Origin of the sequence: Bifidobacterium boum (assembly GCF_000741535.1) — a bacterium.
GTDB classification, from domain to species: Bacteria; Actinomycetota; Actinomycetes; order Actinomycetales; family Bifidobacteriaceae; genus Bifidobacterium; species Bifidobacterium boum.
The window spans coordinates 67,991-82,056 of record NZ_JGYQ01000002.1 but is presented as its reverse complement, the minus strand read 5'-3'; the positions used below and the strand labels follow the sequence as shown (position 1 = coordinate 82,056).

General features: G+C 55.6%; 11 protein-coding genes and 1 tRNA gene. 3 read left to right on the top strand and 9 right to left on the bottom strand.

The annotated features are described in order from the left end of the window. The first annotated feature begins 39 nt into the window (after nucleotides 1–39). On the top strand, nucleotides 40–705 hold the full coding sequence (locus BBOU_RS00380) for a MerR family transcriptional regulator (protein ID WP_081815515.1): 666 nt from the start codon (nucleotides 40–42) through the stop codon (nucleotides 703–705). A 169-nt stretch (nucleotides 706–874) separates the two neighbouring features. After that, the gene (locus BBOU_RS00375; RefSeq protein WP_051616739.1) at nucleotides 875–1,291 is read left to right on the top strand and encodes a hypothetical protein; all 417 of its coding nucleotides are present in this window, start codon (nucleotides 875–877) and stop codon (nucleotides 1,289–1,291) included. Nucleotides 1,292–1,573: 282 nt separating this feature from the next. On the opposite strand, the gene BBOU_RS00370 is transcribed toward BBOU_RS00375, so the two are convergent. The 9 genes from BBOU_RS00370 to BBOU_RS00325 form a co-directional block, all read right to left on the bottom strand. After that, entirely contained in the window at nucleotides 1,574–2,299 is a 726-nt protein-coding gene (locus BBOU_RS00370; protein WP_026502919.1) for an HAD hydrolase-like protein, read from the bottom strand. 162 nt (nucleotides 2,300–2,461) lie between these two features. Continuing rightward, entirely contained in the window at nucleotides 2,462–2,809 is a 348-nt protein-coding gene (locus BBOU_RS00365; RefSeq protein ID WP_026502918.1) for an RNA polymerase-binding protein RbpA, read from the bottom strand. A 92-nt stretch (nucleotides 2,810–2,901) separates the two neighbouring features. Further along, nucleotides 2,902–5,493, bottom strand: coding sequence for a DEAD/DEAH box helicase (locus BBOU_RS00360; protein WP_033490390.1), 2,592 nt, complete (start codon nucleotides 5,491–5,493; stop codon nucleotides 2,902–2,904). A gap of 36 nt (nucleotides 5,494–5,529) precedes the next feature. Continuing rightward, nucleotides 5,530–5,700 carry a hypothetical protein gene (locus BBOU_RS09155; RefSeq protein WP_155809243.1) on the bottom strand — a complete coding sequence of 57 codons (171 nt, stop codon included), beginning with the start codon at nucleotides 5,698–5,700 and terminating at the stop codon, nucleotides 5,530–5,532. 189 nt (nucleotides 5,701–5,889) lie between these two features. Beyond that, nucleotides 5,890–7,812, bottom strand: coding sequence for a helix-turn-helix transcriptional regulator (locus tag BBOU_RS00350; protein WP_026502915.1), 1,923 nt, complete (start codon nucleotides 7,810–7,812; stop codon nucleotides 5,890–5,892). A gap of 125 nt (nucleotides 7,813–7,937) precedes the next feature. Beyond that, on the bottom strand, nucleotides 7,938–9,374 hold the full coding sequence (locus BBOU_RS00345; RefSeq protein WP_026502914.1) for a UTP--glucose-1-phosphate uridylyltransferase: 1,437 nt from the start codon (nucleotides 9,372–9,374) through the stop codon (nucleotides 7,938–7,940). 405 nt (nucleotides 9,375–9,779) lie between these two features. After that, a tRNA-Pro gene (locus BBOU_RS00335) sits at nucleotides 9,780–9,853 on the bottom strand. A 98-nt stretch (nucleotides 9,854–9,951) separates the two neighbouring features. Continuing rightward, nucleotides 9,952–12,075 carry a bifunctional cytidylate kinase/GTPase Der gene (gene der, locus BBOU_RS00330; RefSeq protein ID WP_026502912.1) on the bottom strand — a complete coding sequence of 708 codons (2,124 nt, stop codon included), beginning with the start codon at nucleotides 12,073–12,075 and terminating at the stop codon, nucleotides 9,952–9,954. Next, a complete protein-coding gene (locus BBOU_RS00325) occupies nucleotides 12,072–12,845 on the bottom strand; it encodes a pseudouridine synthase (protein ID WP_026502911.1) in 774 nt (257 codons plus the stop codon). Before BBOU_RS00325 ends, der begins: the two co-directional genes overlap by 4 nt. Before the next feature lie 218 nt (nucleotides 12,846–13,063). Between BBOU_RS00325 and BBOU_RS00320 the strand changes: the two genes are divergently transcribed. Further along, nucleotides 13,064–14,050 (top strand): MIP/aquaporin family protein, encoded by a 987-nt coding sequence (locus tag BBOU_RS00320; protein ID WP_051616734.1) that lies wholly within the window; start codon nucleotides 13,064–13,066, stop codon nucleotides 14,048–14,050. Nucleotides 14,051–14,066: the final 16 nt, after the last annotated feature.

Genomic DNA, 14,066 nt, shown 5'->3' with positions numbered 1-14,066 from the left:
TCGGTCCAACCCCATCGAAGTACATGCGAAAGGCGAGGCATGACGAGCCAAGAGACACCACGTGCATCGGATGCCGGCATTCGCCCGAGGAACACCGCGATACACATTATCCAGGGGGAGTTGTTCTCGTTCCCTGATGACGACCAACCGACAAGAGGATATCGTGGCACGGTGGCGTCAAAAGTTGCGGGCATCACTTACCGTCAGCTGGATTATTGGGCGCGCAAACAAATCGTCGTTCCATCAATCAAAGCGTCGCACGGTTCAGGATCCCGAAGACTCTATTCGTTCAAGGATGTCCTCATTTTGGCGGTGTCGAAACGGTTGCTTGACGCCGGCGTGAACCTGCAGAATGTCACAATCGCCATAGGGTATCTGATGCAACGCAGCATCGCGCAGCTCGAGCACACCACTATTGTCAGTGACGGTGAACGTGTGCGCGAATGCCGGGACGGAGACACCATCGGCGATGTCATGCAATCAGGAGCGGCGGTATTCGGCATATCCGTGGCCGCCCTGTGGCATGGAATCGAAGCATCATTGGAAATGGAACCCTCTGTGGACGTATACCCGGACGGCAAAGCCGTGGCATCCACGGGACGTTTATCCCCGCCAATCCCGTTTGAAGAATTGGCCGCACAACGCATGCGAGAACGCATCGCCATCCATCACGCGCAGCGAGAACATTTCACCGATACGCTGTAACCATGTTCTGCGATGCACTGCATGCCAGGAAGAAGCCGATGCGGGGGAGTACCGTGGAAGATTCCCGATTCCCACTCGACACGAGACATTGCGCGTGCCGCTCGGGTGAGGCGGCTCGATACCGACACTGTATGAGCAAATCTGAATACTACGACGGAAGGAAGCACCAATGACCCTCATCCCACTGATTCTTTGGTTGATTGCAGCAGCATGCTGCATCGCCATCGTCATCCTCGCGCGTCACTACGCCGGAACGAAGGAAGAGCCGAAACCTGTTGCGAAAAGCGCTATAGCATTGCATTTCGTATCACTCGTGCTGGCTATGGCACCATACGTAGCATTCATCATATATCGTCATGACATCAGCGCTGCCATGCGCACATGGTACACGAAGGTCGGATGGGTGTCAGGAGCTGTTCTTGTCGCGCTTATCGCATGGGACTTGTGGGCCATGTATCGCATCGCATCCAAGGCCGCAGAAGACCAGGCGCGTCGTGCCAAACAACACGCCGAGCAGCATGCCGATGCGCAGCCATCATCGCAGACAGCCGGCGGCGAAAATCCCGGCCGGTCGCAGTCGCTGTGAGCGGATTCTCGTATCACCGTGCACGCTATGCCGGCCGTGACATGTAGCGTTGGCCGGCATAGCCACTGTGGTAGGGGCGGCGCCGAATTGCCAATCTGACATAACATACATTATCGGATTTTACCGCAAGCACCAGTCGCGGATCTTTGACGGTGCCTCGACGCTGCTTCGAAGTTGCCATACATACGCGATGTCCGCACGTTCCCGGCTGGCCTGTTCATCTGCCACGTCAACGAAAACGCACGGACATCGAGGTACACAACTCGTCATAGCCGCGAACAATCACCGCGCAGGCGTGAAGAAATCATCCACGGCGTCACACAGCTGATCCACGGCGTCAATGATTCGATACGCACCATGTTCAGCAAGTTCTCCAGGCTCGGCATAGCCCCATCCGCATCCAAGACATGCTAGGCCGCACGCCTTGGCGCCTTCAACGTCGGTCCAGCGATCGCCGACCATCAGCGCACGGTCTCCACGGGCGGTATCAAATCCCATCTTTTCGAATCCGTACCGAATGACTTGATCCTTATCAAGACGCGAATTATCTTCACTGGCCCCGTAGATATCATCGACCAGATCGTCCAATCCAAAATGCTGGCAAATGGGCTTGGCCTGATATTCCGGCTTGCATGTGGCGATCGCCAACACATATCCTTGCGCACGAAGCCGCCGTAGCTGTTCCGGGATGCCCGGATACACCGTGTTATAGAGCCGCCCGGGAACCTTGTTGCCCGGCTCATTCGGATCATCAAACACAGCTTTGTTGGTGTAATACTCGCGATAGATTGCAACCGCCCGTTCCAACTGATCATCTGGAATATGATTGCGTTGCATAGACTCGATAATCGCTGGCCCGATAAACCGGTGGAGTTCGGCATCATCCGGAACAGGACGTCCAAGCTCTTGGAACGCCTTAATCACACAAGCGATGATACCTGGGTCAGATTTGGTCAACGTCCCATCCAAATCAAGCAGGACGACGTTTCTTGGTTGCGATACGGTCATGCGGTCCTCTCTGTGAATGTTCCGGTAGCTGTGATACGCATGGAGCAGAACGCGCATTGCGTTCCTCTCCCCCAATTCATTATGCCCTGTCATCATGACCGAACATGAAAAATGCCGTGTACGGGACAATCCGTGCACGGCATCGCTTACTGCATCATTCGCTCACTCATAATCGGGAATCCAACCGTCACGATGCATTTGCAAACGCTTTTCAAGCAGTTCTTTCAACTCGTCTTCCGTGCGGCGTTCCATCAGCATATCCCAGTGGGTTCGTGTCGGCTTATTGATTTCGTCCGCATCATCGTCTGAGTCGCCTTCACGATGCGCAATTTGTCCGCAACGGCATTCCCACTCTTTCGGGGGTTCAGCACCTTCAGCAAAGGGAATAATCGTACGATGGCCATTCGGACATACATACGCGACATCGGATCGTGCGGCGAAATCCACATTATCGTCGGATTCGAGCGACTTCGCTCCGATGCTCATGCCACGCAAGCTGCGTTCTGCCATGTTGTCTTATTCCTCCTTGGGTAACCAATACCTACCAACCGTACCCAACAGTTCGGACTTGTACGGTATTCCCATATTCAGCGGCCGTCGAATCAGTCGACACCACTGTACGCGACGACACCACGATTGATCATGATATGAGCATCATGGGCCTTCTGCGCGAGCGGCCCATCGAATTCGGGAACATTCGGCAACGCGGCCGCAACCTGTTGAAGCATATCCGCCAGGCGCTTCATGTTGCGCACAAAATCCCCACCGGTCAAATCGGTGTCATGCAACACTTGTGCCAACGGCTCGTCTTCCGCCCATCGATACACAATATCGACGATGCCGAAATCAATATCGGGCAGACGCTCAAGCCCGCAATCTTCGCGCATGGTGTTGATGCGCGCACTCATCGCTCGTAACTGTGAGCAGACATGGGCAACAGGTCCGGTTGAACCTCCTGGATACCGGCGTGGTTCGCCACTCTCACCGCGTCGCGCTTCATACACCAAGCCGGACAATGCTGCGGCGAGCTGCTGCGGAGTCAGTGTGTCCAACAGTCCGGATCTGATCGCCTCGGCGAGCACAAGATCCTGTTCACTGTACAACCGTCTGAGCAAACGTCCGCCGGATGTGAGCACAAGAGATGCAGCATCACCATCGTCATACCGTTCCAAGTAACCAAACTCGGTGAGAATATCGCAGATATGGTCAAACTGACGGGCGACTGATCCGGTACGCGAATCGTAGCGTTCCTGCACACGATCCAGCTCACGCTTCTCCCTCATCCATCGATGCCCCCACCGCAGATGCTCCTGAAGGTCAGGGCATGACCGGCATGGATGATGCTGCTCGTCCCACTTCAGCTGGGCGATTTGCTGGTCAAGCGACTGGAATGCCTCTCGCCGTGCAGTTTGCGATGGAAACATCCGATGTTTCAACACACGTCTGCCATTCTTCTGCAAATCACTCAGCCGCATACGCAGCGTCATGAATTGGGTGAAATCACCTCGATCACATACGAAGGCGCGTTCATAACCGTCAAGCGCGTGATGGAGTGAATCGATCTGCGCTTCGAGCTGCCATGCGGACTCGTTCGCCTCCCATTGGGCAAACGAGCGGTCCAATGTCACTCGTGCAGTCTGATAACTACTCGTATACAGCAGATTGACAGCCATATTAAACGTGGGTTTGAAGCTGGAATGCAACGGGTATACGCGTTTGCTGGACAGAGCGGCAGCCGTCGCCGGAACAAATCCGCGATGATCGACGATGACAGCGTGGCCGATGGTATCAATGCCCCGCCTGCCCGCACGGCCGGTGAGCTGGGTGAACTCCCCCGGCGTAAGTGTAACGTGCCCGGTCCCGTCATACTTCTCGAGCTTTTCGACGATGACGCTACGCGCCGGCATATTGATGCCGAGAGCCAATGTTTCCGTGGCGAACACAACCTTGATCAGACCTTCTTCGAACAGACGTTCAACGATTTGTCTGAACAAGGCGATCATGCCCGCATGGTGTGAAGCGAAACCTTCCTCGAGTGCGAAGCGGAATTGAGAGAAATGCAGAGCCTTCAAATCATCTTTGCTGAGCTGTCCCTCAACCATGTCATCGACAATTTCATGGATGCGCATCGCCTCTTCATCACTGGTCAGTTCAAGTCCGGCATTAATGCATTGTTCGACAGCCTGATCGCAGCCGTTGCGGGAGAAAATGAAGTAGATACCAGGCAGCATCCCCATGAAATTCAATTCGTCGATGACATCAGGTCGACGCGGAGTATACCGCTCATCCCCGCCTGCGGCGGTCTTTCCACGTCCCCAATGTCTGCCATGCGCTTTGTGAGCCGGCCGCTTGCGGAGGGCCTGATGCTCAAGCTGGTCGATACGCCGTATCAGATACGGGTTGAGGGTTGTAGTGACCTCATCCTTGGCGTTCCGGCGATACAAATCAACGATTTCCGGTTCGGTATGCGCGTTCGCCTGAATCATCACATGTTGTTCAAGCGGCACCGGACGATGTTCGGAAACCACCAGTTTCGTCTTACCGCGAACCGAAGCGATCCACTGCGAAAAATCCTCGACATTCGACACGGTCGCCGACAAGCCGATGATGCGCACCGATTTGGGAAGATGGATGATGACTTCCTCCCACACCGGACCACGAAAACGATCGGCCAGATAATGCACTTCGTCAAGAATGACGTAACGAAGTTCAATCAACGATGTGGAATGCTCATACAGCATATTGCGCAACACTTCCGTGGTCATCACCACGATGTCCGCTTCCGGGTTGATTGACGTGTCACCGGTCAACAGGCCCACATGATCCGCGCCATAGATGGCGGAGAGATCATGGTACTTCTGATTGCTGAGCGCTTTGATCGGCGTGGTATAGAATGCCTTGACCTGATATTCATGTGCAAGGAACATCGCGAAATCCGCCACTACGGTCTTTCCCGCACCGGTAGGAGCCGCGACAAGAACATTATTGCCTTGTTCAAGCGCCTCGCACGCATCGCGCTGGAAACCATCAAGGCTGAAAGGCAATGTCGCTGCAAACTTCGCCAGCGCCGTATCGTTCAATCGCTGACGAGCACGAAAACGCTGATATCTTGCCGCAGGGGAATCCCCTGACGGCGCATGAGACTCCCGTGCCATCCAGTCCTTCGCATGGGCATGGTGCCTATGTCGCGTCATGGTCCCCCCACTCCCCCAATTTTTCCGAGTATCACATTATTCATTGAACGTACGCCACTGCCGCCAAACCGCCTCATGCTGTTCCCGCTTGCGGTCCTGTCTCGCGATTACCTTGGCGTACGCATCACTATAACGCTTGGCGGTCTGGTGAAGAGGTTGCGTGAACGACACCGGCTCCCGCTGGGATTCCTGGACAGGTTCCTGCATGGCCTCCATCCGCTCATTGGCGGCATCACCGAGAGCAGCGATACAATGCAAAGCCGCCAAACCCCGACGAATAGCATAGACAGCGCCGACACATATCGTTGCAATCATCGCGATAACAAGCACCACCCAAACAATCCACCAGTGCATGGGGCCTCCTATCGACTCGATGATAAACAGATATTTATCGTATCAGTTGGTATCGTCTTCCCGCTGGTCGAGACTCAACTCACGTTCGGCGCGCGCTTTAATCATCGAACGAAGCGTTTCCGGAGCAACCGCCGTAATATGACGGGCATGCGCGATACAGAACGCCACAAACCATGAATCAGAAGATACGATAAGACGAACCTTCTGTCCGTTACCGCACGGTTCGACGGTCGCACCCGGCAATCGCTTGGTAAAAGGCAGGTCAGGCTGATCAGTGATGAATACCGTCTGCGTACCGTTGTCAAAACTCCATTTACGCAATTCGCTCACCGGCACATCCGGGATATCGAGTTTATGAACCGGTTCAACAAGATCGGCCTTCTCGATGCGTGCAAGACGAAGCACCTGCCAGACCCTTGGCAAACCATTCGCCTTGTTGATCGTGGTGTCACGCTGAACAAACTCTTGCTTGTCCTTGGGCGCTGCAGCTGCGACGTCCGTCCACACTGCCGCATAATAGACACCCTCATCAACAAAAATCTTCGCCGGAGCCACCAGCTTGCGACGAATCCTGCCAGCGCCATCGGTATATTCCATATCCAACAGCGAGTCAGTGGCAATCGCGCGCTTGACGACCGAGAACGCCCGCGGCTCAAGCTCATATCCGGTCAGACTCAACCATGGTGTCTGCCCCGGCTTGACATGCTGACGAAGACGCGTATACAAGGATTGCGCCTGGTCACGCTGCTGGTCAGGCAACAGCGAAGAGTGCGCAAGATAGCTGACCGAGGCGGTCAGCATACTCAAATACTGCTGCGAAATACCAGCGAGACGCTCAAGACCGAGGGAATTGGTTGCCGACACGATGCCCTCGCTATCAAGCAACGGCCAATCAATATCGAAGAACTGACTGCCAGCCATCTCTCCATCATCGGATACCGTAGTCAGCGTGTTGATATCTTTGTGGATGATATTGACATACTTATTCAACTCATCCTCGGACTTAGGTTTGCCGATGAACCGTTCCGCAAGCTCCGCCAGAGAAAATTCCTCGCCAAGGTGAGCGGACAGGAACAGCATCAGACGTAAACGACGATCGACTTCACTGCCCGTCTGGAAAGACGGCCCGGCCTTTTTCTGCCTCGCCTTAATGCTTTCCGGGTCGCCAGGCTCATGCACTTGACGGCTGATGGCGGGCGCATTGACTTCAGAACTTTCCGAATTCTGTGTAGAATCCGCCAACTCGAAACGCGCGGCGGCGGTCAGCCGGCGGTTGAACGCATCAACCGCCTCCTGCGGGCTGACAATGTATGCGCCCGGATGTTCCAACACATACATAGCCAGATCATCAGAATCAGTGTATGCGACATTGATACGCTCACCATCGACATCAACTGTTGCGGCGAAACGCCTGGAGTCGATCACTTTCATCAAGGATTCCGGCAGAGTCTGCGTGCCAAGTCCAGGAGCGATCGAATCCAATCCGAGACCTGGTACCGGTGTCTGTGGTACGCGAGGAGCGGTACGCGAGGTATGTTGCACCTGCTGGTGGGCGGCGTTCGACGAAATCGACATCGAGCGGGCCAGATAGTTGGCCGCGGCGAGTACCGGCAAATCCTCAGGCTCGAAATGAAGACGGACGCGTGGCTCATCGCCAAGCTGGAGGCGATATGAAGCGAAATCCTGTCCCTCGGACTTCGACGAATACTCCGGCTGACGGGATTCAATCGCGATGCCCATAGCGGCAAGCTTCGCACGATCGCGCTGGAACTGTTTCGCGAAGGCGGCTTTCGCCGCCTGATCGGCTAGTTCACCGTAAGAATCGGCGTACGCCTTGACTCGCTGCGCAATTTGACGCGAAGTAAGCCATTGGGGGAAAGCTGAAGACAACACGGCCAAGACATCAAGTTCATGCTTGCCCCATTTGTCGGAAAAACGCCGTCTCCCGTTGCTACCTTCTGCCATTAGTCCTCACGTATCGTTACTGTGTGCAAGTATCGGTGCCTTACGGCACCTTCTTCTATATTAGAGGGTTTTTATGTTCTTGGTCGTTGTTTCTCGAAAAAAGATATTTTTCTTCCCCAGACCATTCAGAACATCCATTCGTCCGGCTCGATCCCTTGTGGTCCGACAAACTCACCGTTAGGCACATAGCTGGGTCGGCCTTGATCCTGCAGCACGGCATTGCCATAGAATGCAACATTCTGACCGAATGTCCAGTCGCCCACGATGCGCACGGAATTCGCCGCAGCCAGCGACGGCACATTATAGGGGAAACGCTCATTGAAGTCATCGATATTCTTATAGAATCGTGGATCCAACTCGACATTGGGGAATATGTAGTTGCCATCCTCCATCTCAAAAGCGTCCGTAAGATGGAAACGATCCGACCGCATGATGAACAAATCATTGGTGGTTTTCACCGGAAGGAACCGCATACGGTCCACCTGCACGCAGATAGCCTCGTCGAACAGCGAAATCGCCGCACCCATGGCGGTCTCAAGCTGGACAACCTTCTTGCTGGAAGCATCAGTGGGGTCGACGGTCTTGTTATTCACGATCACCGGAAGCGGCAGTACACCATGATGGCGTTCAAGCAAATCACGCAACGCGTCAATCCGAATCCAAATACTATTCGTGTTGAAATACGGATGACGGCGGATATTCTGCGCATCCTGGCGGTCATCGGGATGGACCTGACTCATCTCACGCAGCATCAGGCGCCCCGTCTTGCGATCACGCACCACGTGGCCGCCCTTGCGGTCGGCTTCCGTACGCACAGCGACCTCAGCCATGAACGGTGCGCCAGTATTCTCAAAATACTGAGCCAAGGTACGCGAAGGCCTCGCGCCGAGATTATCCGAATTGGAGATGAACAAGTAACGCATGCCCTTGTTCCACAACATGTCAAGCAGACCTGACTCCCACAGGGTGGAATACAAATCGCCATGTCCCGGAGGGCACCAAGCCAGATCGGGACATGCAGGCCATACCACCGGCTCCCCCGTCTCGATATCGATCTTCGGTTCCTGGTGCTGGAGGATTTCCACCGGGATGTCGTCCTGACGGAACCTCATATTCGATTCCAGTACCTTCAGCGTGTCTGCAGACGTACGGAACGAATTCATCAAGGTCAGCGGCAGGGGGACTCCCAGACGTTCACGCGCGGTAACCACCTGTCCCAGAATAATATCGATGAAACGCATCTGCCGCGCCTTATGCCTACGCACCGGGAGCAATGATTTCGCGCAAGACAGCCCCATCGATGTCCCCAACCCCCCGTTCAGCTTGATGAACGCGGTCTTCGCAAAAGCATGAACAGCCTGATCATGGTCGATGGTCTCGTAGACATCATGGAAACTTGGTACATCGTGCAACGGCTCGACATCCGCTTCACGAATCCATGTGGCTTCACTGCCATTGGCCCATACATCATACAAATGCCCGAACTGAGCCACCGCCATGTCGCTCATACCGTGGTCGCGCATCACCTGTGCGCAGCGCTCGAAATGATCCGTTACCGTCATGCTGCAAACCCTTTCTCCCATGACTTCAGATAAGTCTACCCCCGCTGCGGGCAGTTCATGATCATCTACGCAGAAACATGAGTGGAGGATTGGTGATGATGGGAAGAGTCGCCGAGCTTGGTTGCGGCCATGCAGCGCACACGGCAGCGTACCGGGCAGCAGAGCACGCCGAAACGGACCGCCACACCCACGCCGCGCCGCACCTACCGGGCGCCCGCGCCGAAACAGACCTACCGGGCGCCGCAGACGCAGGCGCCGGCCGCCCCGCAGACCCAGACGCCGCAGGGCAATTCGGACGTGGATATGTAGGCGGTGTCGCTGTCCGAAGTGCTGTTCATGTTGCACGTTTGTTGCACGCCGGAAAAACAGAAGCCGCGGAATCGTTGTGATTCCGCGGCTTTCCAGTCGGGCCGGCGGGATTTGAACCCGCGACCCCTTGACCCCCAGTCAAGTGCGCTACCAAACTGCGCTACGGCCCGATCGGCGCTATACGCGCCGAGGAGTTAGCTTACCACAGGTTGGAAGAGATTCCCAACACGGCGTGGCGTTCCGTTGGTGTATGGCACGTCAGCAGCACCTATTTCCGGCGTTTCTCACGAATTTTCACGGAAATCTGGATTGGTGACCCCTCAAAACCGAATTCCTCACGCAGCTGGCGCTCAAGATATCGGCGATAACCATGCTCGAGGAACCCTGTCGCGAAGATGACGAATCGAGGAGGTCGTGTCGACGCTTGGGTTGCGAACAGGATACGCGGCTGCTTACCGCCACGCAGCGGGTGAGGGTGAGCCGCCTGGATTCGCCCGAGGAACGCGTTGAGCTTACCTGTCGGGATACGCTTATCCCACGAGTCGAGCGCTGTCCGCATGGCGCGGGTCAACCGGTTGGTGTGCCAACCGGTTTTTGCGGACAGGTTGACACGCTCAGCCCAAGTCACACGGTCAAACTCGGTATTCCACAGACGTTCGAGACGCTGTCTGGAGAAATCGTCCATAAGATCCCATTTGTTGAATACCAAGACAACCGCACGTCCGGCATCAACCGCTTGGCTCATGACTTTGAGATCCTGGTCGGCAATCGGCTGCGAGGCGTCGAACAACACCAGCGCGAGTTCGGAACGTTCAATCGCGGCCTGCGTGCGCAGCGACGAATAGTATTCAGCACCGGACAACTTATGCTGGCGACGCTTAATACCGGCTGTATCGATAAACAGCCAGTCCTGCCCGTCCATGCTGATGATTTCATCCACCGGGTCACGGGTCGTACCGGCCAAATCATTGACCACGGAGCGTTCGGCGTGAGCCAGTTGATTCAGCAACGAGGATTTCCCGACATTCGGTCGCCCGACCAAGGCGATGCGACGCAAGTGCGATGGGGTGAGGAAACCGGAAGTCTGATCGGCGGATTTCAGCGAATCAATCGCAGCGTCAAGCAAATCGCCGACACCGCGACCATGCATCGCTGAAATGCCATGAGGCTCGCCAAGACCCAACTTCCAGAATTCCGCGGTCAGATACTCGCTCTGCGCGTCGTCGACCTTGTTCACGGCCAGCGTGACCGGCTTACCTGCGGAACGAAGCATACTCACGATACGTTCATCCGTGTCGGTCATGCCAATCTGCCCGTCAACAACGAAAATCACCGCATCCGCAAGCTGGACCGCGATCTGCGCTTGGGAGGCAATCGCGGATGCGATGCCTTCGACGTCCGCTTCCCAGCCGCCGGTATCAACAAGCTTGAAATCCGTTCCCGCCCACTCGGCATCATAGCTGACGCGATCTCTCGTCACGCCGGGCGTATCCTCGACAACCGCCGCACGACGACCGAGAATACGATTCACCAGCGTCGACTTGCCAACGTTCGGGCGTCCAACCACGGCGATAACACCGACACGCTTGCCCAGTGCATCATCCTCATACTCGTCATAATCGCCGGCGATGAGCTCGCGATCCTCCTCATCGAGCTCATACCCTTCGAGATTCAAGGCATACTCACGATACTGCTGTTCCTCAATCGCGTCATCCACCAGTTTGATCAGCTGTTCCAATGTCTGCTCAAACGTGAGGTCAGAGTTGTCCAACGTGACGACACCGTCGGCAGCAGTCAGGAAACTCGTCACCTTGGAATCAGCACGGTCACGTTTGGCGACATCATCCGCTCCGACACCCTGACCAGCCTGACCGCTCCTACGAGACTGCCGGACCTCTTCGCGTGCCGTAAGCAGGACACGAACCTCTGCATCAGGTTCGACAACCGTCGTGATATCCCGCCCCTCGGCAACGATTCCACGCCCCTGCGAGAACGAGTCAGCTGACGCTTCCCTGGCGATATACGCACGCTGCGCGGCAATCAGAATATGGCGCACCGGAATGATTCCGGAAACTTTCGAAACATGCGAAGATACTTGCGCGGAACGAATCTCCTCACTGATATCCTGCCCATCAGCCAACACCTTCGGATCCTCAGGGTCGACTGTGACATCAGCATGCCCCTCAGTGAAGAACTCGCCGACAGCCTCAGTGATTAACCGCTCATCAAGCTCATCCGCATCAAGGTCGATACCCTGATGAAGACACCACCATGCGCAAGCACGGTACATTGCGCCGGTATCCAGATATGCAAAACCGAAATGCTGCGCCAAAGCCTTCGATGTCGACGATTTGCCGACACCGGCAGGACCATCGATAGCCACACGAATCACAGTCCGACCTCCTTGGCCAGTGAACGCACCTCGGTCTGTGACAGCACCCGATACGATCCGGACTTGAGGTCGCCAAGCTTGATCGGGCCGATCTGAGTGCGGACAAGACGTTTCACCGGATAGCCGACCGCGTCAAAAATACGACGAACGATACGGTTCTTTCCGGAATGCAGCACAACCTTCACCAGTGTGCTCTCATGATTCGCATCGATTATGGCGCAATGATCGAGACGAATCCACCCGTCATCAAGTTGTACGCCCTGCGATACGAGGCGCCGACACACATTGCCGCTGATACGACCCTGCAATGTCGCAATATACGTTTTCTCCACCTCATACTTGGGATGCATGACATGCTGGCTGAGCTCGCCATCGTTCGTCATGAGGATCAGGCCTTCAGAGTCATAATCCAGACGTCCCATATGGAAAATCCGCTCATACTTGTCGCCGACAATGTCACGCAACGTGTACCGGCCCTTGGGGTCATCCATCGTGCTCAACACCTTGCGCGGTTTGTTCAACGCCAGCGTCACATGATTCGGATTGAGCCGTACACGAGAACCGTCAACCCTGATTTGTTGGCTCGTCGGATCAACCCGCGTGCCGAGTTGAGTGACCAGCTCGCCGTCGACCTCGACCCTACCGTCGAGAATGATTTGCTCGCATTTGCGTCGCGATCCGAATCCCGCCTGGGCAAGAACCTTCTGCAGGCGAATACCTTCTTGATTGTCTTCATGCGCTTTGAGCGCTCGAGAATATGCGTTTGGCATCGTTCTCCCAACGTGGCCGGACAGCTTGAAACTGTCATGGATACATATATCAGTAGTTTCGCGAAATTCAGCTTGGCATACAAGCCGCAAAACAACAATATTGTACCTCAATCCCAAGGACACCATGCCGTGCTGGTAGAATGACGCATGTCTGACGGAACACCGGCACGTCCAACACGCGTCGCGCCCCGCCGTCCCATCTAGAGAAAGAACCATCAATGACTGATACGGGATCACAAGCCACCCACAACGCGCCTGCTCAAACGACCATGCCACTCGCGATTCGCGTCGGCGCAGAACTCGCAGGCAGCTGCATCGTCTTCTTCGCGATTTATGCTTTCAGCACATTCGGGTCAGCGCTATTCGGCATCAATATGGCATTCATTGCGCTCGCCACCGGCGTAGCGTACGCCGCCGTCACCTTCATCTTCGCCAAAGTATCCGGGGGTCAATTCAATCCCGCTATCACGTTGGCATCCATGTTGATCGGCAGGACGAAGCCTCTCGACGGTGTGCTGTATATCGTCGCACAGGTGCTCGGCGGCGTTATCGCCGGAGCGATCCTCGTGGGTATTCTTCCCACCACCGAAACGTTGACCAAGAAAATTTGGCTGACCGACGCGGTAAACGGATTCGGCGATGGCTCAGTATCCGCCTCGATGCTCAGCAGCGTCAGCGCCTCCTTCGATATCACGTTGGCGGTGATTGTTGAAATCATCGCAAGCATTCTGGTGGTTGCCGCCGCGATGGCGACATCACACGACGATGCGGACGCCACCGCTCACGCCACCGCCATGGGTCTGGCATACGGATTGGGTGCCGCTATGACCTACCCGGTGACCGGTGCCGGCATGAATCCGGCACGTTCCACGGGTATCGCATTGTTCGCCCGCAACGCGGGATTGGCTCAGAATCCTATGCAACAGCTGTGGGTGTTCTGGATTTGTCCGATTCTTGCTGCTGCGATCGTCGCCATGGTGATGATCGGCGTGCAGCTTATCAGGGATCAAGCCGCCGCCCGCCTTACTGCCGTACAAGACCAAGAAACGCCACAGGATATTGCGGATGAAGCGGATGGTCAGGCCTCCGAAGGCGATACCTCCGACGAGCATGATGAGCAGGATGCTTCAGCCGACAGCGCCGACGATTCAGACCATGAAGTGGATGCTCAAAGCGAGAACGGAAAGTCCGAGCCCGAAGCATAAGCACATCAGGGAGTCA

What these genes read in the sequence shown, in the direction of transcription:
- BBOU_RS00345 (WP_026502914.1), bottom strand. Translation starts at nt 9,374, where the DNA reads ATGACGGTAACGGATCATTTCGAGCGCTGCGCACAGGTGATGCGCGAC.
- BBOU_RS09155 (WP_155809243.1), bottom strand. Translation starts at nt 5,700, where the DNA reads ATGCAGGAACCTGTCCAGGAATCCCAGCGGGAGCCGGTGTCGTTCACG.
- BBOU_RS00320 (WP_051616734.1), top strand. Translation starts at nt 13,064, where the DNA reads ATGACTGATACGGGATCACAAGCCACCCACAACGCGCCTGCTCAAACG.
- BBOU_RS00350 (WP_026502915.1), bottom strand. Translation starts at nt 7,812, where the DNA reads ATGGCAGAAGGTAGCAACGGGAGACGGCGTTTTTCCGACAAATGGGGC.
- BBOU_RS00370 (WP_026502919.1), bottom strand. Translation starts at nt 2,299, where the DNA reads ATGACCGTATCGCAACCAAGAAACGTCGTCCTGCTTGATTTGGATGGG.
- BBOU_RS00325 (WP_026502911.1), bottom strand. Translation starts at nt 12,845, where the DNA reads ATGCCAAACGCATATTCTCGAGCGCTCAAAGCGCATGAAGACAATCAA.
- BBOU_RS00375 (WP_051616739.1), top strand. Translation starts at nt 875, where the DNA reads ATGACCCTCATCCCACTGATTCTTTGGTTGATTGCAGCAGCATGCTGC.
- BBOU_RS00365 (WP_026502918.1), bottom strand. Translation starts at nt 2,809, where the DNA reads ATGGCAGAACGCAGCTTGCGTGGCATGAGCATCGGAGCGAAGTCGCTC.
- BBOU_RS00360 (WP_033490390.1), bottom strand. Translation starts at nt 5,493, where the DNA reads ATGACGCGACATAGGCACCATGCCCATGCGAAGGACTGGATGGCACGG.
- BBOU_RS00380 (WP_081815515.1), top strand. Translation starts at nt 40, where the DNA reads ATGACGAGCCAAGAGACACCACGTGCATCGGATGCCGGCATTCGCCCG.